This is a genomic window from Plantibacter flavus, from assembly GCF_900177615.1.
Lineage (GTDB): Bacteria > Actinomycetota > Actinomycetes > Actinomycetales > Microbacteriaceae > Plantibacter > Plantibacter flavus.
This window is the reverse complement of the sequence record NZ_FXAP01000003.1, coordinates 466,505-490,166: the sequence shown is the minus strand read 5'-3', so window position 1 is coordinate 490,166 and position 23,662 is coordinate 466,505. Positions and strand designations below refer to the sequence as shown.

The window sequence follows — 23,662 nt, the reverse complement described above, 5'->3', positions numbered from 1 at the left end:
CCACCGTGTCCTCACTCGTGGCCGGTGTCGGGGGCCCGTCGTAGGTTCGGCTCGTGCCGGAACGGGTGGAAGCGTGGTGGGCCCGCCGTCAGTGGTCGAAGGGTCTCGAGACGCCGTACCCAGTGGGCGCCTACCGGCAGGCGTGGGCGGCATTCCCCGCGCTGTGGCGTCAGTACCACGCGGATCTCAACGCCGGAATCGTCCTCAGTCAGGTGCCGCCGGCGGCGGACGTCTTGCTGCAGTGGCAGTGTGACCGGGGACACCGGTTCGTCGCGACGCCGGCCGAGCAGCGCTCGCGGCCTGGACGCGAGCGTCGCCGCAGCGCCTGGTGTCCCGAGTGTTCCGATGCGGCCGATCCGTCGAGGGTCGTCGCACTGCCGATGCGGGAGTCGGTGACCGATCCGGTGCCCGCGGTCGCCGGGATCATCCGGGAGCGTCGTGCGCGCCCGAAGCCGTCACTGTGCGAGAAGACCCCTGACCTGCCGGTGGGGGAGGCTTTCTCCTCCGAGTGCGCACCGAAGCCGGCATCCGCTGTCGAGGCTCAGCTGCGCGCGGACGTCCACGAGCGACTCGCGCTGACCGAGGGACTGAACGCGGTGCGGGTGCAGCGTCCGTTCTTCCAACACCTGGAGGTGTGGCCCGACCTGGTCTATCCGGAACTGCGCATCGCCATCGAGTACGACAGCATCGGCCGGCACGGTCTCGAGCACGTCGGAGGCCGCGAGGAGGTGGACCGACGGAAGGACCGCGCGCTGCGGTCTGCCGGATGGGAGGTCGTCCGCCTCCGCACCGGGAAGCTCGAACCCATCGGCCCATTCGATCTCCAGCTCTCCTCCTGGAACCGTCGAGCGCTCGACCGTTTGGTCGACACGCTCAGAGCCGTCCGGGGTCCGTTGTTCGTCGACGCGTATCTGCGGTGAGTCCGTCAGCGGGACGGGAGTGCGCGAAACGCTCCCATGAGCGGCGTTTAGGAGCGTTTCGTGCACTCTCGCCGGAATGAGCGTTATCCTCGTCGCAGAGGGAAAAATCCCGTCGTGCTCCGGCCGACGGAAACGCGCACGCGGCTCATGGGAGCCGTCACTTCTTCATCGAAGGAGTGCGCCCATGTCCGAACCCTCAACCTCCGCGGTCGTCGAAGACTCGCCGCCACGCCTCCGCGACGCGTGGGTCGCGCTGGCCGGCCTCTCGGCCGTCTTCCTGTTCGAGATGCTCGACAACTCCGTCCTGAACGTCGCGCTCCCGACGATCGGCCGTGACCTCACCGCTTCCACCGCGTCACTGCAGTGGGTGTCGGGGGCGTACTCGGTCGCCTTCGGTGGCCTGATGCTGCTCTTCGGTGCGGTCGCCGACCGGTTCGGCCGTCGTCGGGTAATGCTGATCGGCCTGACGCTGCTCGCCGTCGCCAGCGTGCTGACTGTGTTCGTCGCCTCGGTGGAGCAGTTGATCGCCGTGCGCGCCCTGATGGGTGTCGCCGCGGCGATGACGACTCCGGGATCGATGGCGTTGGCGTTCCGTCTGTTCGACCGGGACGACCTGCGCGTCCGCGCGCTGACGGTCATCTCGACCGCCGGGCTGGTCGGCCTCGCCGCCGGGCCGACGATCGGTGGACTCGTGCTCGCCGTGGCGCCCTGGCAGGTGCTCATCGTCGCCAACGCCCCGATCGCGGTGATCGCCTGGATCGGGATCCGCGCCGGGATTGTTACCGACGAGCGGTCGCACCTGCACCAGGACCGGATCGACGTGCTCGGAGCCGTCCTCGGGACTGCGACCGTCGTCGGCGTCCTCCTCACCCCGACCCTGTTCGTCGCCGGCATCGACCTCGCTCTGGCTTGGGGCACGGCGGCGATGACCGTGGCGGCCATGATCGGGTTCGTCGTCAGGGAGCGCACGACGCGTCACCCGCTGCTGGACCTCCGTCTCGTCGCGCAGCCGCTCGTCGCCTCCGGATTGGCGTACAAGGCCGCCGCCGGGCTGGCGATGGCAGGCGTGTCGTATCTGGCGACCCTGCAGCTGCAGTTCGCCTGGGGGTGGCCGCCGGCCCTGGCCGCTGTGGCGATGCTCCCGCAGGTCGTGGTGCTGTTGGCGAGCGGTCGCTTCGTCGGTCCGTTCGTGCACCGCGTGGGACTCGATCATGCCGCGTGGATGAGCGCTGCCGCGGTCGTCTCGGGGCTGGCCGTGTTCGCGCTCCTGAGCCGGTTCGGCTACCCCTGGGTCCTCATCGCACTCGTCCTCGTCGCCGCCGGGATGCGGGTGGTCGGAGTCGTCGCCGGCAACAACGTCCTCCGTGGTCTCCCTACGGACCGCACGTCCATCGGTGCGGCCCTGGTCGACACCGCGAGCGAGATCGCCACCGCTGTCGGGATCGCCGCGACCGGGACGATCCTCGCTGCGGTCGTCGGCGGCGGCATCGCGACCGAGTACTTCACCCCGGCCCTCGTCGCGTCATTCCAGCAAGCGGTCCTCATTGCGGGATCGACCATCACCGTCCTCGCTGCAGCCCTGGTGGCTGTCGGTGTCCTCCGTTCACATCACCTCCCATCTCAGCCTGCAACCCAGGAGCCTTCCCATGTCTGACCTCATGCCCCGTCCCCCGTTCGATCCCGAACTCACCCCCTTCCTCGACGCTCTCGATGCACGCGGACCGTTCACCCTGACGACCGAGATGCTGCCGAGGATGCGCGGCCTCGACACGACCGAGGAGGCTCTCGACGAACGGCTGCGGTCGCGGGGGTTCGAGCGGCGTTCGCTCACGGTGCCCGGCCATCTCGGGGAGCCGATCACGCTCGCGCTCATCCAGCGGATCGGACGGACGCGGCCCACGGCCGCGGTCTACACGATCCACGGCGGCGGGATGATGTTCGGCCACCACCTCGGGAATCTCGACTCCTACGACGACTGGCTCCTGGACGACCACGACGTGGTGCTCGTCAGCGTCGACTACCGCCTCGCCCCGGAGTACCCCGACCCGTACCCGGTCGAGGACTGCTACGCCGGACTCGTCTGGGTCGAGGCCCACGCGGATGAGCTCGGCATCGACCCGGGCCGCATCGTGATCGCGGGCCAGAGTGCGGGTGCCGGGCTCGCCGCGGGGACCGCCCTGCTCGCCCGGGACCGCCGTGGGCCGGCCCTGTTCGGGCAGATCCTCGTCTCGCCGATGCTCGACGACCGCGATGCCACCGTGTCGACGATGCAGATCGACGGGGTCGGGGTCGCAGATCGGCAGATGACCCGGTTCGGCTGGGACGCGTACCTCGGACCCCGCCGTGCCGGTGAAGACGTGTCGATCTCCGCCGCACCCGCGCGGGCGACCGACCTCGCCGGCCTTCCGCGCACCTACATCGACTGTGGCAGCGCCGAGGTGTTCCGTGACGAGACGGTCGCCTACGCCAGCGCGATGTGGGCTGCGGGTGGGGACGCGGAACTGCACGTCTGGCCGGGGGCGTTCCACGGCTTCACGAGCATGGTGCCGAGTGCCGCCATCTCGCGGACCGCCATCGCGGCCCTGGCCGACTGGACGAGGCGACTGCTCGGAACACCCGCCGGCGAGGTCGCTCTGCCGGGTGCATCATGAACCGGTGAACTGCACCACGGTGTCCCAGGCCAGCTTCACGATGAGGATGGACAGGGTCACCAGGAACACGATCCGCACGAAGCCGCTTCCGCGTTTCGTCGCCATACGGGCGCCGATGAACCCGCCGGTGATGTTCATGACGGCCATGGCGAGACCGAGCGCGAGCAGGACCTCGCCGTGCACCCCGTACACGACGAGAGCGGCGAGGTTCGTGGTGAGGTTGGCGATCTTCGCGTTCACGCTGGCTTGCAGGAAGCCGTACCCGAGCACACCGACGATGAGGATGACGAAGAACGAGCCCGTTCCCGGTCCGAGGATGCCGTCGTAGAAGCCCACCAGTAGCCCGATCATCGCCGCCCGCCAGGCGACGGCGGTGGCGCGGTCATGACGGGGTTCGTGGTGCAGGCCCATGGTCGGCTTGAAGAGGGTGTACAACGCCACGGCGATCACGGCCACGAGCACGACGGGCGTCAACACGTCGCGAGGGACGTACCGCGACAAGGCGGCACCGACGGTCGAGCCGGCGTAGGCCCCGGCGACGAGAGGCGCCAGCAGCACGAGCTGCACCCTGATCTTGCGCAGGTACACCCAGCTCGCCGACAGGGTGCCGAAGAACGACGACAGCTTGTTCGTGCCCAGGATGAACGGGGTCGCGACGTCGCCCGGAACGGCGATGACGAGCGCGGGCAACTGGATGAGTCCGCCGCCACCGACGACCGCGTCGACCCAGCCGGCCACTCCCGCCGCCACGAGGAGGAGGACGAGCGCGGCCACCGAGACGGGGAGCCATTCGGCGATCAGCGGTCCATCGAGCACAGTCGCCCAGCCTAATCGTCAGAGTGATGATCCATCGGGCAACAACTTTTATTAATTACTCATGAAAGTCCTTGACCTGTGAAGGAGGACAGGGGAGCCTGTTGGGACCGCCGCTTCAACGAGGAAGCGCGGGAAGGAGACGACGATGAAATCACAGGTTCGTGCCGGCAGACTGGCGCTCGCCACCGCGCTCGTGCTCGGCTTGGCAGGAGCGGCGGTCGGGCAACCGGCGCCCGCGGAGGCGTTCCCGGCCAAGACGAAAGCGTCGGTGATCCAGTACCTCCGTTCGATCACCGGCTCGAACGTCGTGTCGGGCCAGCACAACAAGGAGCCCGCCAGTGCGCCGGGCCAATACACGCAGCAGGTGAAGGACATCACCGGTCAGTATCCCGGTCTGTGGGGCGGTGACCTGATGTTCCGAGCTCAGGATGCCGCCAACCGTCAGCGGGTGATCGATCAGGCGAAGACCGAGTGGGCGAACGGTTCGCTCGTCGCGTTGACGTGGCATGCATGCTCACCGACCGGGCCCTCGACCTGTGAGTTCGACGGCGGTGTCAAGACGCAGATCACCAACGCACAGTTCACCCAGATCGTCACGGGCGGCACCGCTCTCAACACCACGTGGCGGCAGCGGATGGCCGAGGTCGTCCCATATCTTCGGCAGCTCAAGGACGCCGGAGTCCCGGTCCTCTTCCGGCCCTTCCATGAGATGAACGAGACCTGGAACTGGTGGGGCGGCCGATCGGGAGCGAACGGCGGGGCGAAGATCTTCCAGCAGATGCGTGACTACTTCGACTCACAGGGGCTCGACAACCTCATCTGGGTCTGGAACGTGCAGGACAACCCGGCGGGAGGGTGGGCGAACTACTACCCGGGGAACTCCTACGTCGACGTGGTCTCACTCGACGTCTGGTACAAGAACTATCCGAGTGCCGCCGACTATCAGCAGATGCAGACGATCGCCGGTACGAAGCCGATCGCGATCGCGGAGTTGGGGAAGGCGCCGGATGCGAACCTCCTCCAGTCGCAGACGCGTTGGTCGTACTTCATGATCTGGTCGGAGCAACTGCGTGGCAACAACTCCAACACCGAGATCCAGAACGCGTACTTCCATCCGCGGGTGTTCAATCAGGGTGAAGTGGTCCTGCCGTAGCTGGGATGCCGTGACCACAGCGCTGAGTCGCCCGGAACCGCTCGATTTCGACGCGATTCTGGACGGATTCGGGCGACTCAGCGGGTGAGCGCCGGCCCGTGCCCTGGCGCGATCGTGCCCTGGAGGACAAGTGACGCGGCGCCGATCGCTGCTGCGTCGCGCGGGTTGGCGGAGAGCTCGACCACGATCGGGTGGGCACGTCTGGCGAAGAAGCGCTGCTCGAGGCGTTCGCGGATCGCGCGGGCATAGAGCGAACCGGCTACCGCCATGCCAGGGCCGGCAAGGACGAGTCGATCGAGGTCGAGCAGGTTCGCGAGGGTCACCGAGGCGGCGGCGACGCGGTCGGCCGAGAAGCGGATGAGATCGAGCGCCGCCTCGTGACCGCTGACGGCGGCGCGCGCGAGCTGATCGAAGTCGCGGCTGAGCGTCTCCGGTGCGAAGCCGAGCCCGAGTCCGTCGAGGCGATCCCGCGAGGCCTCGGCCGCCGCCATCACGGCTGCCGGTGCTGCGTAGCGCTCCAGGCACCCACGGTTGCCGCAGTGGCAGGGGACGCCGTCGACCTCGATGCTGATGTGACCCAGCTCACCGGCGTTCGAGCTCGAACCGCGATAGAGGGCCCCGCCCAGCACCATTCCGGCGCCGATCCCGGTGCCCATGTAGACGCAGGCGAAGGACTCCGTGCGCGACACCTGGCGACTCCAGAACTCGCCGACAGCTGCGGCTGCGGCATCGTTGTCGACGACCACCGGGACGTCGAGGCTCTCCTGCAACGCCTGCTGCAGGGGGAAGTCGTCCCAGCGGACGAGCGTGGGCGGACCGAGGAGGACGCCGCCGAGTTGGGCGATCGGGCCGGGAGCGACGACGGCGACGCCCGCGATCGACGGCGCCGCGAGCCCGACGCCGGCGACGAAGCCGCGGTAGAGCGTGACGAGTCGGTCGGTCACCTGCTCCGGCGTGGCCGAGCCTGCGCCGTCGACGAGCTGCCGGCCGACGACGCCGCCGCGGACGTCGGTGGCGACGAGCGTGATCGACTCGAACCCGAGCTGGATCCCGACGCCGTACTTGGCGCTCGCGTTGATCTCGAGGAGGGTCCGCGGCTTGCCACCGCGGGGCGCGGCCCGACCGGTCTCGCGGACGAGTCCGTCCTCGATGAGGCGGCGGACGATGTTGGAGATCGACGGCTGGGTCAGGCCCGTCGCCTCGGTGAGCTCGGTGCGGCTGATCGTGCCGGCCGAGCGGATGAGGTCGACGATGAGCGCCTGGCTGCCGGGACCCGACTGCACGGACTCACGTCTGGCCAACTGTCCCTCCCGGCGATCTTCGAGCGCGTAGTGTGAGGGCCACACGACCACTCCTCACGAAAGGCCGCGTCCCGATGGGTCTCGATGCCGAACAGACTATCGCGCAGCCCCGGCCGATCGGCCTCACGCTGTTCCGGGCCTCGGAGATCTACGGGGAGGAGCCGTTCTACCACGAGCTCATCGCCGGCATCGATCGTGTGGTCCGCCCGCACGGCCTGTCGGTGTTGCTCCGCGTGCTGCCGACGCGGGAGGATGAGCTGCTGCAGCTCGGGCGCTGGCAGCAGGAGGGCACGGTGAGCGCCGTCATCCTCGTGGACCTCATCGACGACGACGAGCGGGTGGCCTTCGTCGAGCGGTCCGGGATCCCGGCGATCGTGATCGGTGCACCGGCGACGGCGCAGGGCCTTCCGGCGGTCTGGACCAACGACGCGGTCACGATGCACGAGGCCGTCGACCACCTCGTCTCGCTCGGGCACCGGCGGCTCGCGCACGTCACGGGTCCGCGCGAACTCACGCACACGCTGTCGCGGATGGAGGCGTTCACCCTGGCCGCCGACCTGCCCGACGTGGACACCGTCTCGATCGGCGGCGATTACTCCCGAGCCTCAGGCGTCGGGGCGATGCAGGCATTGCTCGCGCGCGACCCCAGGCCGACGGCGGTCGTCTTCGACAGCGACGTGATGGCGCTCGGCGGGCTGCAAGCGGTGCAGGAGGCCGGGTTGCGGGTGCCAGACGACCTCTCGATCGTGGCATGGGACGATTCGGCGCAGTGCCAGCTGTCCGATCCGCCGATGTCGGCGCTCAGCCACGACGTGCAACGCATCGGCGAGATGGCGGGTGAGGAACTGCTCGAGTTGCTCGCGGGTCGCCCCGGTACCACTCGTGAGGCGCCGCACGCCGTGGTCATCGAGCGCTCCACCTCGGGTCCCGTCCCCGTCGTTTGAGGCTTCGAGGGCGCGAGTGGGGTGGATTCCCCGTGACCGATTTGTTATATAAATTAATAATGTTTAGTCTTGACGGGCGTGAGACGGCAGACGATGCTGGACAGCGAGCGACGAGGCGACCCGGCCCTTCGCCCCCACGAACGAAGGAGTTCCCATGTCCCGGAGACCGATCATCGGCCTCGCCGCGACGGCTGCGGCCGCGGCACTCGTCCTCAGCGGTTGCTCCGGTGGAGCCGCCAACGACGACGGCGACCCGAGCGGCGAGATCACCGTCCTCACGAACCGCACCGACCTCGTCGACACCACCTTCAAGGACTATGCGGCCGAGTTCGAGAAGCAGTACCCCGGCACCACCGTGAAGTTCGAGGCACTGACCGACTACGAGGGCGACGCCAAGATCCGCCTCAACTCGAAGGACTACGGCGACGTGCTCCTCATCCCCTCGTCGAACGTCACCAAGGACCAGTACGCGAACTTCTTCGAGCCACTCGGCAGCACCGAGGAGCAGTCCAAGACCTACCGCTTCGCGAACGAGGCCTCCTTCGACGGCACGGCCTACGGCGTCTCGACCTTCGGTTCCGCCATGGGCTACGTCTTCAACCGCGACGTGTGGACGAAGGCCGGGATCACCGAGCCGCCCGCCACCGAGGAGGAGTACCTCGCCGCACTCGAGAAGATCAAGGCGAACGGTTCGATCCCGTACTACACGAACTACAAGGACGGCTGGCCGCTCGCGACGCTCGAAGGTAACCTCGGCGCCACGCAGGGACCGAAGGTCCGTACCGAGATGATCGCCACCGACAGTCCCTGGACCGAGGGCAACGACCAGTACGACATCGACGGTCTCCTCTTCGACACCGTCGCCGCCGGCCTGAGCGAGCCGGACCCCACCACCACCAACTGGGAGGAGTCGAAGAACCTCCTCGCCTCCGGTGAGATCAGTTCGATGGTGCTCGGCTCCTGGGCCGTCTCGCAGATGCAGGACGCCGCCGAGAAGGCCGGCGAGTCCCGCGACGTGATCGGCTTCTGGCCGATGCCGTGGAAGACCGACGAGGGGTTCACCTCCGTCACCGCCTCCGACAAGTTCCTGGCGGTCAGCAAGTACTCGAAGAACAAGGCGACCGCGAAGGCCTGGATCGACTGGTTCACGAACGAGTCAGGATTCGCCGCGAGCCAGGGTGCCATCAGCCCCGTCATCAGCGACCCGGCACCCGACACGCTGGCCGACTTCTCCGACCTCGGCGTCACCTACCTGGAACTCGCTCCGGACCCGGTGGGCAAGGAAGCCGTGATCAACGACATCGCGAACGCCGCTGAGATCGACCTCTTCGGCAACACCTACCGCCAGAAGCTCATCGACATCGCCCGTGGCGCAGCCGACGGCGACAAGGAGAGCGCATTCGCCGACCTCAACGAGCGCTGGGCAGCCGCCCGCGCCGACGTCGCCGAGTAGCACCCATCCGATCGACACCCGGGCCCGTCCCCATGGCGGGCCCGGGTGTCCTCCATCCCACGCAGCGAAGAAGGCGATCAGCATGGTCACAGTCCAGGGAGCGTCACCCGCCACCCGAGCGGTGGTGACGAACCATCCACGCCCGCCGCGGACCCTGCGCCCGGGCAGACCCCCGAAGGCCACCGGGTCGCGCGTCACCCCCTGGCTCTTCCTCGTGGTGCCGCTCGCCTTCCTGATCGTGCTCACCTACGTGCCGGTCGCGAACATGTTCTGGTACAGCCTCACCTCGTGGGACGGACTGGAGCCTGAGCAGGAGTTCGTCGGCATCGACAACTTCGTGCAGATCTTCACGAAGCCGGAGATCTTCCAGGTCTTCTTCGTGAGCCTGTACTACCTCGTCGGAGCCGTCGCCCAGCTCGTCCTGGCGCTGTACCTCGCGACGCTGCTGAGCTTCCGCACCCGCTTCAAGAACCTCTTCAAGGGCGTCATCTTCTTCCCCTACCTCATCAACGGGGTCGCAATCGGGCTGGTCTTCCTCTACTTCCTCCGCCCAGGCGGCACCCTCGACGCCCTCCTCGCGGCGGTCGGCGTGCAGGACACCCCGCAGTGGCTCGGCGATCCGTCGTTCGTGAACGCCTCCCTCGCCGCCACATCCGTCTGGCGGTACATGGGCCTCAACTTCGTCCTGTTCCTCGGCGCGATCCAGTCGGTCCCGTCCGAGCAGTACGAGGCCGCGGACCTCGACGGTGCCAACTCGTGGCACAAGTTCCGCTTCATCATCCTGCCGAGCATCCGGCGCATCCTCGGCCTCTCGTTCATCCTGGCCATCGCCGGAGCGCTGTCCGCCTTCGAGATGCCGTACGTCATGACCGGCGGTGCCAACGGCTCCGAGACCTTCGTGATCCAGACGGTGAACACGGCCTTCAAGTTCTCGAAGGTGGGCTTGGCGTCCGCGATGGCCGTCGTCCTGCTGCTGATCGTCCTGATCATCACCTTCGTCCAACGCCGGGTCTTCCCCGACGAGAAGGGAGGCGAATCGTGACCGCCACCGCCGACCGACCGGTCTCCGCTGCCACGCCCGAGCCCGGACGCGCGCTGCGACGGACGCGCCGCGGGCCGAAGCGCCCACAGGGTGCCGCCGCCCTCACCGCGACGACGATCAAGTACGCCTCGCTCATCATCGCGAGCCTCTTCGCCGTCGTCCCCCTGGCCACGATCTTCATGCTCGCGTTCAAGACCGACCGCGAGCAGCGGACGACCGGTCCGCTCACCCCGCCGTCGAACTGGTTCAACTTCGACAACTTCGTCGTCGCCTTCGACCAGGGCGGCATGGTCACCGGCTTCCTCAACACCGCGATCATCCTGCTCGTGTCCGTCGCCGGGACCATCCTGATCGGCACCATGTCGGCCTACGCCCTCGACCGGTTCCGCTTCCGCGGACGGAAGCTCGTCATGGGCCTCTTCCTCCTGGCGACGCTCGTGCCGTCGGTCACGACCCAGGTGGCCACGTTCCAGGTGGTGTCAGCACTCGAGCTGTTCAACACCCGCGGCGCCGCGATCCTGCTCTTCATGGGGACCGACATCGTCGCGATCTACATCTTCCTGCAGTTCATGCAGTCGATCCCCGTCTCCCTCGACGAGGCCGCGATGCTCGACGGCGCGAACCGCTTCACGATCTACTGGCGCATCATCCTCCCGCTGCTGAAGCCCGCCGTCGCGACGGTGGTCATCATCAAGGGCATCGCCATCTACAACGAGTTCTACATCCCCTTCCTGTACATGCCGTCGCAGGACCTGGGGGTGATCTCCACCTCGCTGTTCCGGTTCATGGGACCGTTCGGCGCCCAGTGGCAGATCATCGCGGCCGGGACGATCCTCGTGATCATCCCGACGCTCGTCGCCTTCCTCTTCCTGCAGCGATACATCTACAACGGCCTGACCTCTGGAGCAACCAAGTGAGCATCATCGACACCGCCACCGTCCGTCCCCTGACCACCCGCCTCCTGCACGAGGGGTGGAGTCTGCGTGCGGTCGGTGGGGCCGTCCCCGAGGCCTTCGTCGGGACGAGCATCCCCGCGACGGTACCCGGCCTCGTGCACACGGACCTCCTCGACGCCGGGCTCATCCCCGACCCCTTCCTCGACCGCAACGAGCACCTCGTGACGTGGATCGGATCGACGGACTGGGAGTACCGCACCACGTTCGACTGGGAGCCGGACGGCCACGAGCGGCACGACCTCGTGTTCGAAGGACTCGACACCGTCGCGACGGTGTCCGTGAACGGCTCGGTGGTCGCGACCACGCGGAACCAGCACCGCACCTACCGCATCGACGTCGGTGCCGTCCTGCGCGAGGGCGAGAACGAACTCGTCGTGCACTTCGCTTCGCCCGTCGCGGCCGCCGACCTGGCCAGCCTGGAGATCGGCTACCGCCCCCACACCTACTCCCACCCGTTCAACGCCATCCGCAAGGCCGCCTGCAACTTCGGCTGGGACTGGGGACTCGACGCCGCCTCGTCGGGACTCTGGAAGCCCGTCAGCCTGCAGTCGTGGTCGACGGCCCGCCTCGCCTCGGTGCGGCCGGTCGTGACGGTCGACGGCGGCGAGGGCCGAGTGGCCGTGCACGTCGACGTGGAACGCGCCGGCGACGGTGACGCGGCGCTCGCGCTCACGGCGACGGTCATCGGTGCGAACGCTGATGTCGTCCTCGCGGCCGGTGCCGACACCGCCGTGGTCGAGCTCACCGTGCCGGACGTCGAACTGTGGTGGCCGCGCGGGTACGGTGAGCAGCCGCTGTACGACCTCGACGTCGTCCTCGGGCAGGACGAGGCACGCCTCGGCGAGTGGTCGAAGCGGATCGGGTTCCGGACCGTCGCCGTCGAACTCGAACCCGACGCCGAGGGCACCTCGTTCCGCTTCGTCGTGAACGGCGAGGCCGTCTGGGTGCGCGGCGCGAACTGGATCCCCGACGACGCTTTCGTGACCCGCGTCGACCGCGCGCGGCTCGCCCGCCGGATGGATCAGGCCGAGTTCGCGAACCTCAACCTGCTCCGTATCTGGGGCGGCGGCTACTACGAGTCCGACGACTTCTACGAACTCTGTGACGAGCGCGGGATCATGGTGTGGCAGGACTTCCTCTTCGCCTGCGCGGCCTACGCCGAGGAGGAACCGTTGTGGAGCGAGGTCGAGGCTGAGGCGCGCGACAACATCACGCGCATCATGCCGCACGCGAGCCTCGTGCTGTGGAACGGCAACAACGAGAACATCTGGGGCTTCGAGGAGTGGGGCTGGGAGAAGCGCGTCCAGGGTCGCACCTGGGGCATGGGTTACTACCTCGACCTGCTGCCGCGGCTCGTCGCCGAGCTCGACCCGGCCGGCAACTACACCGCCGGCAGCCCCTGGTCGGGAACCCCGGACATCCCGGCCAACGACCCGGACCACGGATCCGTGCACCTCTGGGAGCTGTGGAACCGCGTCGACTACCCCGCCTACCGCGACGTCTCGCCGCGCTTCGTGGCCGAGTTCGGTTGGCAGGGCCCGGCGACGTGGTCGACGATCGACCGTGCCATCTCGGACTCCCCGCTCACGCCGGAGTCGCCCGGCATGATCCACCACCAGAAGGCGACGGACGGGAACGACAAACTGACCGACGGACTCGTCGCGCACCTGCCGCTCCCGGACGACACCGAGGACTGGCACTGGGCGATGTCGCTCAACCAGGCGAACGCGGTGACCGTCGCGATCGAGCACTTCCGGTCGTGGAGCCCCCGCTGCATGGGGTCGATCGTCTGGCAGCTGAACGACTGCTGGCCCGTCACGTCCTGGGCGGCCGTCGACGGCGACGAGCGCGCGAAGCCGCTGCTCTACGCCCTGCGACACGTCTACGCCGACCGGCTCGTGACCGTGCAGCCGCGAGGGGAGTCCCTCGTGGTCGCCGTGCTCAACGACGGCCCGGACGCCTGGGCGGACGACCTCGTCATCCGGCGCCTCCGGTTCGACGGGACCGAACTCGCCTCGGTGCGCGTCCCCGTCGACCTGGACCGACGCTCCTCGACGCTCGTCCAGATCCCCGAAGCGGTCGCGGTCGCGGGCTCGGCACCCGATGAAGTGCTCGTCGCCACAGCCGGGGCGGAACGCGGCTTCTGGTCCTTCGCCGAGGCACGTGATTCAACGATCCCCGCCCCTCGGTTCAGCGCCGAGGTCGCCCGCCAGGAGGACGGTTACGCCGTGACCATCACGGCCGAGTCCTTCCTCCGCGACCTCACGCTGCTCGTCGACAAGCTGGACCCGGCCGCCGTCGTCGACGACCAGCTCGTGACCCTCCTGCCGGGAGAGCGGGTGACGTTCCACGTGCGGACCGAGATGGAACTCGGCGAGGACGAGCTCCTGTCGACCCGGGTCGTGCGCACCGCGAACCAGCTGGTCGAGGACTGGGCGCGGTGACCCTGGCGGACATGACCGCGGAGCGGGATCCGTCGGGGTCGGTCGCGCTCGCGGTCGACCTCGGCGGCACCAAAGTGGAGGCCGCACTCGTCACGGCCGAGGGCGTCGTGGTCGACGGCAGCGCGCATCGGGCGCCGACGGGGCCCGATGCCGGGCGCCGTGCACTGGAAGACGCCGTCGACCGAGTGGTCCTCGCCTCGATCGCGCACCTGCCGGACGGTTCCGCGCTCGTCGGCGTCGGCGTCGGTTCGGCGGGTCCCGTCGACCTCGGCCGAGGCACCGTGAGCCCGAAGAACCTCCCCCGACTGCACGGCTTCGACCTCCGGACACACGTCGCGCGGCTGCTGCCGGACGCCCCGGTGGTGGTCCGTCTCGACGGGACCTGCATCGCGCTCGCAGAGCACTGGCTCGGAGCGACCCGCGGCACCGAGAACTCGATGGCGATGATCGTCTCGACCGGTGTCGGCGGCGGGATCATCCTGCACGGGCGGCTGATCGCCGGCCGGAGCGGCAACGCCGGCCACATCGGTCAGGTGCAGATCGCCTCACGCGTACCTGGAGAGTCGGCCGACGACGCGACGCTCGAGCGCATCGCCTCCGGACCACGGAGCGTCGCTTGGGCGCGAACCCGCGGCTGGGACGGACACACCGGGGAGGAGCTCGCCGTCGACGCCGCGGCGGGGGATCCCGTCGCGCGGTCCGCCGTCGTCCGTTCGGCCACCGCGGTCGGACAGGCGATCGCGAGTGCCGCGACCCTGCTCGACCTGGAGGCGGTCGCCGTCGGCGGCGGGTTCACCGCTGTCAGCACCGACTACCTCGACCTCGTCCGTGTCGCCGTGCAGGACGCCATCGTCCTCGACTACGCGGCCGGCGTCGTCGTGACCGGTTCCGCTCTCGACGGCGCGGGTCCGATCCTCGGCGCCGCAGCACTCGTCCACCGACCGGAGGCACTCGGCCTCCCACCGCTCGACCCGATGCACCATCCCAGACGAAGGAGCCTGGCACGATGAATCGCACCCCCGACCCCCGCCCACCGCACCGCAACACGAGCGGCCGTCTCGCCGCCGGCATGCTCGCGGCGGCCGTCACCGCCGCACTGCTCCCGGCGCTCGCGGCGCCGGCAGCTGCCGCCCCGGCCGACTGGACCTCGCTCAACACCTCGTTCGTCGAGCGTGACGGTTCCCGCCTCGTGCTCGACGGCGAGACCTTCCGTTTCAGCGGCCCGAACATCTACTGGCTCGGTCTGGACGAGAACGTGGGCGGGGTCGACTACCCGACTGCCTTCCGCATCGCCGACACCCTCGATGCGGCGGCCAGGATGGGTTCGACCGTCGTCCGGACGCACATGATGACCTCGACGAGCCAGGACGGCGCGAACCCCCTCGCCATCATGCCGGCTCTCGGGCAGCTGAACGAGGAGGCGTTCGCGACGATCGACTTCGCCGTCGCGTACGCCGGCAAGCTCGGCATCCGGCTGGTGCTCCCGCTCACCGACGAGTGGGAGTACTACCACGGCGGGCATCGCGACTTCACGACCCCGTACGGGCTGACGTCGGCGGACTTCTACACCGACGAGCGGCCGATCGCCGCGTACCAGGCCTACGTCGACGCGATCCTGCAGCGGACGAACGCGCTCACCGGCGTCCGGTACACCGAGGACCCGACGATCATGGCGTGGGAGCTCGGGAACGAGTTGGAGGGGATGACCGCGCCGTGGATCGACCGGCAGGTCGCGTTCATCAAGGAACGCGCCCCGCAGCAGCTCGTCGCGGCCGGTCGTCGATTCGACATCGACCCGGACACCCTCTCGGCGCCGGGGCTCGACATCGTCGACGTGCACTACTACCCGCCCACCGCCGCACGCGTGTCCGCGGACGCGGCCACGGTCACCGCCGCGGGCAAGGTCTACCTGGCCGGCGAGTACGCTTCGACGGCTGCGAGCGCGGCGCTCCTCGAACCGCTCGTCGCCGACCCGAACGTGACCGGGATGCTGTTCTGGTCGCTGTTCGGCAACAGCGACCGTGGTGGGCTCGTCCCGCACGACGACGGGTTCACGATCCATGCACCCGGTGCGACCGACGCCGAGCGCGCCCGGGTCTCCGCGATCACCGCCTATGCCGCTGCGATCGGTGCCGTGCCGGCTGCTCCCGCCGTCGGGGCACCGCTCATCACGGCGGTCGACCGGTCGGACGGCATCAACACCGTCCGTTGGCGTGGGGTGGGCGGTGCGGTGTCCTACCGCATCGAGCGGACGATCGACGGGACGAGCTGGACGGCGGTCGACACCGGAGCACTGGGAGCCGACGCCGGATCCGCCACGGACTTCGCCTCCCCGGTCGGTGCCGTCTACCGGGTGGTCGCGCTCGACGCGGCCGGCTCTGCAGCCTCGGTCTCCGACCCGGTTGCGACCGAGACCGACACACGCGTGCTCGTGGATCCGCTCGAGTCCTGGCTGCTCACCGAGGCACACGACGGTGCGACGATCGCGCCACGCGCGGACGGGACGAGTGTGGTCGCCGCCTCCGATGGGGCCACCATCACCTGGAGACAGGACCGTCTGTCGGCGGCGTCGTTCATCGTCTCCGGGTCGGTCGTGGTCGAGTCCAGCGCTGACGGTTCGACCTGGGAGACCGCCGCGTCCGAGGTCGGACCCGGCGGCACGGTGATCGCTCGCGATCTCCTGGGGCCCTACCTCCGGGTGACGCTCGCCGCCGACGCGACCGTGTCGCGGGCCACCATCTGGTCGGCTGTGGACGCCCCGAGCGGGCCACCGGCGGCGTTCGCATCGACCTCGCCCGCACCCGGCACCGTCGACGTGACCGCGACACCGACCTTCACCTGGGAGCCGGCAGCCGGCGCGGCGTACTACCGCTTCACGCTCGCGGCGCAGGCCGACCTCGGGGACCCGGTCGCCGTCGTCGACGGTGTCGGAACCCCCTCCGTCACCCCGACGGTCTCCCTCACGCCGGGGCAGCGGTACTGGTGGTCGGTCACCGCGGTCAACGGAGCCGGGACGACCGCCTCGAGCACGGGAGCGGCGGACTTCCTCATGAAGGCGCTGCCGAGCGAACCGCTCGTCGTCGAGGACTTCGAGTCGTACGCCGATGACGCCGCGGTGCAGGCCGCGTACGTGCGGAACACCGGGGGCGGTGCGGTGACACCGACGCTCACGACGAACCCCGACACCGGGACGAACGCGATGTCGGCCGCGTACGACCTCGCCGGTCCCGGCTATGCCGGCGTCGTCCGCACCTTCCAGACGCCGCAGGACTGGTGGGGGTACACCGGGCTCCAGTTCTGGGTGCAGGGGACACCGGGCGACGACGTCACCGTCCAGTTCGTGACGCGTGGGACCTACTGGGAGACGGTCGCGCCCATCGAAGGCGACGGCTGGCAGCTCGTTGAGATCCCGTTCGCGGACTTCGCTCCGCCGGCGTGGGCCGGCGAGGCGGCGTTCGACCCCACCTCGGTGACCCAGATCGGGTTCTACCTGGGTGGCGAGGGCACCGGCACCCTGCTGGTCGACGACGTCGTCACGGCGGTTGCGGCGGCGGAGCCGGAACCGGACACGGGACAGCCGGGCACGGGACAGCCTGGTACCGGACAGCCGGGTGCTTCCGACGGTGGCGCCACCAGCACACCCGCGGGCGACCTCGCCCGCACCGGCCTGGAAGCCGCGCCCTGGATCGTCGGCGCGTTCGCGCTGCTCGCGATGGGTGGTCTGCTGCTGGTCCGCGGTCGACGGCGCACGCTCTGATGGCGCTGCATCGCATCACCAGCGACCCCAAGCGGTACGCCTGGGGGTCGACGACGGCGATCCCGGAGCTGCTGGGGGTACCCGCTGACGGTTCGCCCCAGGCGGAGCTCTGGCTCGGGGCACACCCGGGCAGCGTGACCGAGTTCGTCGAGCCGGGTCACGGTCTTCCCGACAGCCTCAACGACTGGATCGCGTCGGACCCCGACGCGGCTCTCGGTGGGCACTCCAGAATGCCGTTCCTGGTGAAGCTGTTGGCCGCCGCGAGGCCGCTCTCCCTCCAGGTCCACCCCACGCCCGACCGGGCCAGGGTGGGATTCGAGGACGAGGACCGCCGCGGCGTGCCACTGGACGCACCGCATCGGAACTACAAGGACGCCTGGCACAAGCCGGAGATCATCGTCGCCCTGCAGGACGGCTTCCGCGCCCTCTGCGGATTCCGGGCGGTCGAGGAGTCGTGCGCATTCCTCATGCACCTGTCCGCCCTCGTCGCGGGGCCGGACCGGATGGTGCTCGAGGCGTTCGAGGCGGAGTTGCGTGACGCCGGTCTGGAACCGACGGTGCGAGCGGTGCTCGAACGACGGACGCCCGGCGTGGTCGCCGCCCTGGTGACGGCCGCCGGTGTCGGCACCGACAGCGGAGCGGTCCCGGACGCCGACGGTCGATCGCGCTGGTCGGCCGAGCGCGAGCTCATCCTGCAGCTCGCCGAGGAGTACCCGGGGGACCCCGGCATCGTCGTCGCGGCGCTCCTCAACCTCGTGACGCTGCGGGAGGGTGAGGCGTTGTTCCTGCCCGCGGGGAACATCCACGCCTACCTCTCCGGCTTCGGGGTCGAGGTCATGGCCTCGAGCGACAACGTGCTGCGCGGCGGACTGACGCCGAAACACGTCGACGTCCCGGAGCTCCTCGCGGTTCTCGATTTCGAACCGTCGCCGGTCCCGTTCGTCGAGCCGATCGTGCGAACCGGCGGTGGGGTCATGTACCCGGTGCCGGTCGACGACTTCCGGCTCGTCCGGATCGATCCCGGGACGGCGACCGACCTTGCTCGCGGCCAGGCGGCCGTGATCGTCGTGACCGGTGGTACCGCGCGGGTGGAACAGGGTGCGGAGACCGTCGTGCTCGAGCGCGGGACAGCGGTGTTCGTCTCTCCGGGTCCGGACCCGGTGACGGTGTCCACGGACGGGCGGGTCTTCGTCGCCACCGGCTGACACTGTCGGTGCCTGCTGTCCGTCACCTGTACGCGTGAATCCCTGCGCTCCTCGAGCCGCTTCGCGTCGTATCGCTCTTGACGTCGTCGACCATCCTCGCCATCATTCAACAACGATCGACGGCACCGGGCCGCCGGCACCCTCGAGAGAGACGGCCCAGATGCCCACCATGATCTTCGTCAACCTTCCCGTCAGCGACCTGGCGCGGTCACGGGTGTTCTTCGAGGCGCTCGGGTACTCGATCAACGAGGGGTTCAGTGACGAGAACGCGATCAGCGTGGTCATCAGCGAGACGATCACGGCGATGATGCTCACGCGGGAGTTCTTCGCGGAGTTCACGAGCAAGTCGATCATCGACGCCACCACCTCCACCGAGGTGCAGCTCGCTCTCAGTGCCGAGAGCAAGGGCGACGTCGATTCGATCGTCGAGCAGGCCATCGCGAGCGGGGCTACCCCGGCCGGCGAGCAGGATCATGGCTTCATGTACTCGAAGAGCTTCGACGACCTCGACGGCCACCACTGGGACTTCGTCTGGATGGACCCGGAGGCGGCGGCCGGTGGCGCGCCGGAGATGACCGTCGAGGAGATGCGGGCGAACACGACGCACAGCTGAGCGCCTTGATGGACGAGTTGAAGATCCGTCGGGCCGTCCCGGCGGACGCAGCAGCGGTGCTGGCGCTCTTCGATGCAGCGATCGCCTGGTTCGTGCGGATCGGCAACACGCAGCAGTGGGGTACCGAACCTGCATCCGCACAGGAGCGCTGGATCACGCGTGTCGAGCAGTGGTGTGCCTCATCCGATGCCTGGGTCGCCGAGCATCCCACGGTCGGCGTCTGCGGAGCGCTCGTGCTGGGCGAGGCGCTCGAGTACGTGCCGGCCGCCACCGAGCCGGAGGTCTACGTCCGCGTGTTGATCGGCTCGCGCGACCCGCGGGTGAAGGGCACCGGCCGCCGCTTGCTGGCATTCGCCGAGGAGCGCGCGCGGGCCGCCGGGGTCGGTCGCATGCGGGTCGACTGCTACGCGGGTGGCTCGGGGGATCTCGTGCGGTTCTACGAGGCCGCTGGCTATGACCGTGATGTGACGTTCACGGTCGGCGACGGGGCTGACGCGTGGCCGGGTCAGGTGTTGTCACGGCGAGTCGATGTGGAGAACGACCTGGCACGATGAGGCGGTGAGGTTCCGGGGAACGCAGGAAGCGCGTGACACCTGCCGGATAGAAGGGGTGATCGGTCTCGCTGATCGACACCCACCGAGCAGGACTTCCCTCGTCCAGGATGTGGAGGCGCGCGTCGAGCGGGATGGCATCGATCTCGGCGGACTCGACGGCGAAGATATGGGCGATCTCATGGCCCGGCTCACCTTCGTATTCGAAGATGTTCTCCGCGACGTCGAGGAGCGTCACGCGGCCCATGGTGCAGATGCACCCGCTCGTATGGGCGTTTCGGCGGCGTCGCGGACTATGTTGCCAAGCGGGGGAAGAGCCGCTCGGCAGCGGAGCGGTGCACCGCGCCGAGTCGTTCCGCACCTGGGCCGTCGTAGGTGGTCAGTGAGTGGTCGAAACGGGCGCTCCAATCTGGGTGCGCGTAGGGGAAATCACTGCCGTAGAGGATGTGGCCGGGTTCCGCGAATGCCAGAAGCGACGGCAGCGAGGTGGGGGTGGCAGAGAGGGCCGTGTCGAAGTAGAACTTGCGAAGGCCGGCTTGGATGCCTTCCGGCGTCGTGCCGGGGTTGAACAGTGCGGCGGCGCTGAATCGGTCTGCAGCGTAGGGCAGGAAACCGCCTGCGTGTGACAGGATCACGCGGAGTTCCGGATGGCGGTCGAACACCCCGTGCGCCACGAGGTCCACGGCAGTGCGGGTCGTGTCGAATGGGAAGTCCAGCAGCGCAGTGGGCATTCCGGGCAACTGCTGGATCGGCGGTGCCGTGGGATGCACGAACACCACGGCCGAACGCGCGGCGAGCTCTGTCCACAACGGCTCGTATGCGGGATCGCCGAGGTAGCGCCCGTGCGCGTTCGACAGGAGGAGCACGCCGTCGGCATGGAGCTCGTCGAGGGCCCGCACGGCTTCGGCGACCGCGCCGTCGAAATCCGGCAGCGGCAGCACAGCGAAATGTCCGAAACGGGCAGGCTGTTCCCTGACCAGCTCGGCCTGGTAGTCGTTCAGCTCGCGGGCGAGTTCGCGGGCAGCGGCATCGTCGCCGAAATGCACACCGGGTGCGCTGATCGACAGGATCCCGGTCTCGATGTCCTTCTCGTCCATCATGGCAATCGCCGATTCAGGGTCCCACTCGGGCATCAGCCATCCGCCGACGGCCTGCGGACCTGTGCGCGCCGCTGTGCCACCGCTTTCAGCCCACGGATTCCATTGCGCGGACCCCCCAGCAACGGCCTGTGCCCCGGCTCCGCTCCCTGCCATCAGATCCCCCGCCGCCGCCAGCGCCTCCAGGTAGCGAGGCGGAAGCAGGTGCTGGTGAACATCGATCTTGCCCGGCATAGTGACACCCTCCATGTGTTCTCGGCGACGCTGGTCAGTTGCCCCGACTTGGCCAACCTGTTCTTTGACATTCGTCAAGTAGATGACGAGTGTACGTCTGTTGCGGAGCTCCGGCAAGGCTCCTCCGGCCGCGAACTCCAGGGCCCCGACGAGCCGACTTGTGCAGACGCTGCATAAATGCATAGACTGCACGAATCGCAGGAATGTCGGAACGAGCGGAGGCGAACATGGATGGCGGGTTGCGTGAACGGAAGCGAGCGGCGACACAGGAACACATCGAACGTGCCGCCATCTCGCTTGCGCTCGAGCACGGCTTCGAGAACGTCACCGTGGACATGATCTGCGCGGCAAGTGCGGTGTCGCAGCGCACGTTCTTCAACTACTTCGGATCGAAGGAGGGGGTCATCGTCGGCGGAGCACCACTGATGCCGAGCGACGAACACATCGACGCGTTCACTCGGTCGACGGGCTCGAATGTCCTTGCCGATTTCCTCACGATGATCACCTCATCGCTCCTGGAGCGTGAACCAGATGCCGCGCTCTTCAAGGCTCGACGGGAGTTGATCATGCGCACTCCGGAGCTTCTCGCCAGAGAAACGGCTCGCATGGGCGAATCCGAAGACCAGTTCGTCGCGATCATCATCACCCGCTATGGGCTCCAAGGACGACACCGCGCCGACCATCCCGAGCTGGAGGACGAAGCCCGGATGGTCGTCGCACTCGCCACCGGCGTCCTGCACTACGTGAGGCGCCGATGGGTGAGCGCGCGCCCAGGAGCGTCCACGCGGGATCTCCTGAGCAGTTCCATCGAACTCATCCAACGCATCACCAACGATCACCCTCGGCAGCCGAAGGGCACGGCGTACTGACCATGACCGACACCTCTCTCAGCGAGCACGGCACAACCGCGTTGCCGGCCTCGAATCGCAACATTCTGCTCATCTTCGCGGGCCTCATCCTGACCATGCTGCTCTCCTCACTCGATCAGAGCATGTTCTCCACTGCGTTGCCGACGATCGTCGGGGAACTCAACGGTGTCGACAGCATGCTGTGGGTGACGACCGCCTACATCCTCGCCTCCACGATCATGCTGCCTGTCTATGGCAAGCTCAGCGACTTGATCGGTCGGAAAGGGCTGTTCATCGGTGCGATCAGCCTGTTCGTCCTCGGCTCCATCATCGGCGGTATGGCACAGGACATGACGGTGCTCATCGTCGGTCGAGCCGTGCAGGGACTCGGCGGCGGTGGGCTCATGATCCTGTCGCAGGCGATCATCGCCGACGTCGTCCCCGCCCGTGAGCGCGGCCGATACATGGGAATCATGGGCGGCGTGTTCGCGATCTCGTCCGTCGCCGGACCCCTGCTCGGAGGCTGGTTCACAGAAGGGCCCGGGTGGCGGTGGGGCCTGTGGATCAACATCCCTCTAGGAGTCCTCGCCATCGTCTCTGCGGCGGTGTTCCTGCATCTGCCCAAGAACACGGCAGGGCGACCCGACGTCGACTTCGCCGGGATGGGCCTGCTGGCCGCTGCGTCGACCGGCCTGGTCCTGGTCACCACCTGGGGCGGGAGGACCTATGACTGGGACTCGGCCGTGATCATCTCGCTGATCGTCGCGACCATCGTGGCGGGCGTCGCCTTCGTCCTGGTCGAGCGTCGCGCCGCCGAGCCGATCATGCCGCTTCAGCTCTTCAAGGATCGCAACTTCAACCTGACCACGATCGCCGGTTTGATCACGGGCATTGCGATGTTCGGCGCTATCGCCTACATCCCCACCTACCTGCAGATGGTCACCGGCGTCGACGCGACAGAGGCAGGTCTGCTGATGATTCCCTTGATGGCCGCCCTGCTGGTCAGCTCAATCGTTTCCGGTCAGCTCGTCAGCAGATTCGGTCGATACAAGTGGCTTCCGGTCGTGGGAACGGCAATCATCGCCGTGTCCCTGTTCCTCCTGTCCACGATGACGCCGACGTTGCCGATCTGGATACTCTGCTCCTACCTGGCGATCATGGGTCTCGGCTTGGGTATGAGCATGCAGATCCTCATCCTGATCGTGCAGAACTCGTTCCCCAATTCCCAGGTGGGCACTGCGACCGCGGCAAACAACTATTTCCGACAGATCGGTGCCAGCCTGGGCACTGCGATCGTGGGCAGCCTGTTCGTTGCGAACCTCACGGATCTGCTCGCAGTTCGTCTCCCTGCCGGCGCCGCCACTGCGGCTGGGGGAAGCAACTCGTTCACTCCGGCACTGGTACGAGATCTACCCGATGCGATCCGCGACGTGATCGTCGGCGCGTACAACGATGCCCTTGCGCCCGTGTTCATGTACATGGTCCCCCTGGTCCTCGCGGCGGCGGTGTTGCTGCTGTTCGTCACGGAGAAGCCGCTGGCCACGACGATCGAACGGGACATCCTCCCCAAGGCGGTCGAGATCGACGGCGCAGACAGCCTCGCCCTCGCATCGATTCCGCAGGCGGTACCCGCGCCCGACGTCCGAAAGGACTCCGGCAGGACGATGCCCTAGCGGC

19 protein-coding genes are annotated in these 23,662 nt (G+C 68.3%); 16 read left to right on the top strand and 3 right to left on the bottom strand.

Features of this window, described 5'->3' with window-relative positions; all coding sequences use genetic code 11:
* Nucleotides 1-53: 53 nt before the first annotated feature.
* The 3 genes from B9Y95_RS12315 (at nucleotide 54) to B9Y95_RS12305 (ending at nucleotide 3,571) form a co-directional block, all read left to right on the top strand.
* The gene (locus B9Y95_RS12315) at nucleotides 54-920 is read left to right on the top strand and encodes a PDDEXK family nuclease (protein ID WP_085512125.1); all 867 of its coding nucleotides are present in this window, start codon (nucleotides 54-56) and stop codon (nucleotides 918-920) included.
* 184 nt (nucleotides 921-1,104) lie between these two features.
* On the top strand, nucleotides 1,105-2,574 hold the full coding sequence (locus B9Y95_RS12310) for an MFS transporter (RefSeq protein WP_085512124.1): 1,470 nt from the start codon (nucleotides 1,105-1,107) through the stop codon (nucleotides 2,572-2,574).
* Nucleotides 2,567-3,571: an alpha/beta hydrolase gene (locus B9Y95_RS12305; protein WP_085512123.1), complete on the top strand. Its 1,005-nt coding sequence runs from the start codon at nucleotides 2,567-2,569 to the stop codon at nucleotides 3,569-3,571. Before B9Y95_RS12310 ends, B9Y95_RS12305 begins: the two co-directional genes overlap by 8 nt.
* Here B9Y95_RS12305 and B9Y95_RS12300 read toward each other — a convergent pair.
* The gene (locus tag B9Y95_RS12300; RefSeq protein WP_085512122.1) at nucleotides 3,566-4,387 is read right to left on the bottom strand and encodes a sulfite exporter TauE/SafE family protein; all 822 of its coding nucleotides are present in this window, start codon (nucleotides 4,385-4,387) and stop codon (nucleotides 3,566-3,568) included. The two genes, B9Y95_RS12305 and B9Y95_RS12300, sit on opposite strands and share 6 nt — an antisense overlap.
* Nucleotides 4,388-4,532: 145 nt before the next feature.
* On the opposite strand from B9Y95_RS12300, the gene B9Y95_RS12295 reads away from it, so the two are divergent.
* Nucleotides 4,533-5,540 (top strand): glycosyl hydrolase, encoded by a 1,008-nt coding sequence (locus B9Y95_RS12295; RefSeq protein WP_085512121.1) that lies wholly within the window; start codon nucleotides 4,533-4,535, stop codon nucleotides 5,538-5,540.
* Between the two features lie 77 nt (nucleotides 5,541-5,617).
* Here the strand turns inward: B9Y95_RS12295 and B9Y95_RS12290 are convergent, their stop codons facing one another.
* Entirely contained in the window at nucleotides 5,618-6,886 is a 1,269-nt protein-coding gene (locus B9Y95_RS12290; protein ID WP_200811404.1) for an ROK family transcriptional regulator, read from the bottom strand.
* Nucleotides 6,887-6,915: 29 nt separating this feature from the next.
* On the opposite strand from B9Y95_RS12290, the gene B9Y95_RS12285 reads away from it, so the two are divergent.
* The 10 genes from B9Y95_RS12285 (at nucleotide 6,916) to B9Y95_RS12240 (ending at nucleotide 19,809) form a co-directional block, all read left to right on the top strand.
* The gene (locus tag B9Y95_RS12285) at nucleotides 6,916-7,785 is read left to right on the top strand and encodes a LacI family DNA-binding transcriptional regulator (RefSeq protein WP_123539668.1); all 870 of its coding nucleotides are present in this window, start codon (nucleotides 6,916-6,918) and stop codon (nucleotides 7,783-7,785) included.
* Between the two features lie 154 nt (nucleotides 7,786-7,939).
* Nucleotides 7,940-9,238: an ABC transporter substrate-binding protein gene (locus B9Y95_RS12280; protein WP_085512120.1), complete on the top strand. Its 1,299-nt coding sequence runs from the start codon at nucleotides 7,940-7,942 to the stop codon at nucleotides 9,236-9,238.
* Between the two features lie 82 nt (nucleotides 9,239-9,320).
* Complete coding sequence (locus B9Y95_RS12275; RefSeq protein ID WP_085512119.1) at nucleotides 9,321-10,280, top strand: carbohydrate ABC transporter permease; 960 nt, start codon at nucleotides 9,321-9,323, stop codon at nucleotides 10,278-10,280.
* Nucleotides 10,277-11,197 (top strand): carbohydrate ABC transporter permease, encoded by a 921-nt coding sequence (locus B9Y95_RS12270; RefSeq protein ID WP_412458824.1) that lies wholly within the window; start codon nucleotides 10,277-10,279, stop codon nucleotides 11,195-11,197. The genes B9Y95_RS12275 and B9Y95_RS12270 overlap by 4 nt, the downstream gene beginning before the upstream one ends.
* Nucleotides 11,194-13,680 carry a glycoside hydrolase family 2 protein gene (locus B9Y95_RS12265; RefSeq protein ID WP_234994091.1) on the top strand — a complete coding sequence of 829 codons (2,487 nt, stop codon included), beginning with the start codon at nucleotides 11,194-11,196 and terminating at the stop codon, nucleotides 13,678-13,680. The genes B9Y95_RS12270 and B9Y95_RS12265 overlap by 4 nt, the downstream gene beginning before the upstream one ends.
* A gap of 11 nt (nucleotides 13,681-13,691) precedes the next feature.
* Entirely contained in the window at nucleotides 13,692-14,690 is a 999-nt protein-coding gene (locus B9Y95_RS12260; protein ID WP_085512214.1) for an ROK family protein, read from the top strand.
* Entirely contained in the window at nucleotides 14,687-17,437 is a 2,751-nt protein-coding gene (locus tag B9Y95_RS12255) for a CIA30 family protein (RefSeq protein WP_085512118.1), read from the top strand. The genes B9Y95_RS12260 and B9Y95_RS12255 overlap by 4 nt, the downstream gene beginning before the upstream one ends.
* Nucleotides 17,437-18,642 carry a mannose-6-phosphate isomerase, class I gene (manA, locus tag B9Y95_RS12250; RefSeq protein ID WP_200811403.1) on the top strand — a complete coding sequence of 402 codons (1,206 nt, stop codon included), beginning with the start codon at nucleotides 17,437-17,439 and terminating at the stop codon, nucleotides 18,640-18,642. Before B9Y95_RS12255 ends, manA begins: the two co-directional genes overlap by 1 nt.
* 160 nt (nucleotides 18,643-18,802) lie before the next feature.
* Nucleotides 18,803-19,255, top strand: a complete 453-nt coding sequence (locus tag B9Y95_RS12245) for a VOC family protein (protein ID WP_085512117.1) — start codon at nucleotides 18,803-18,805, stop codon at nucleotides 19,253-19,255.
* Nucleotides 19,256-19,263: 8 nt separating this feature from the next.
* Entirely contained in the window at nucleotides 19,264-19,809 is a 546-nt protein-coding gene (locus B9Y95_RS12240; protein ID WP_085512116.1) for a GNAT family N-acetyltransferase, read from the top strand.
* 290 nt (nucleotides 19,810-20,099) lie between these two features.
* On the opposite strand, the gene B9Y95_RS12235 is transcribed toward B9Y95_RS12240, so the two are convergent.
* Entirely contained in the window at nucleotides 20,100-21,137 is a 1,038-nt protein-coding gene (locus B9Y95_RS12235) for an amidohydrolase family protein (protein WP_085512115.1), read from the bottom strand.
* Nucleotides 21,138-21,340: 203 nt separating this feature from the next.
* Between B9Y95_RS12235 and B9Y95_RS12230 the strand changes: the two genes are divergently transcribed.
* Complete coding sequence (locus tag B9Y95_RS12230; protein WP_085512114.1) at nucleotides 21,341-22,006, top strand: TetR/AcrR family transcriptional regulator; 666 nt, start codon at nucleotides 21,341-21,343, stop codon at nucleotides 22,004-22,006.
* Between the two features lie 2 nt (nucleotides 22,007-22,008).
* Nucleotides 22,009-23,658 (top strand): MDR family MFS transporter, encoded by a 1,650-nt coding sequence (locus B9Y95_RS12225; protein ID WP_085512113.1) that lies wholly within the window; start codon nucleotides 22,009-22,011, stop codon nucleotides 23,656-23,658.
* Nucleotides 23,659-23,662: the final 4 nt, after the last annotated feature.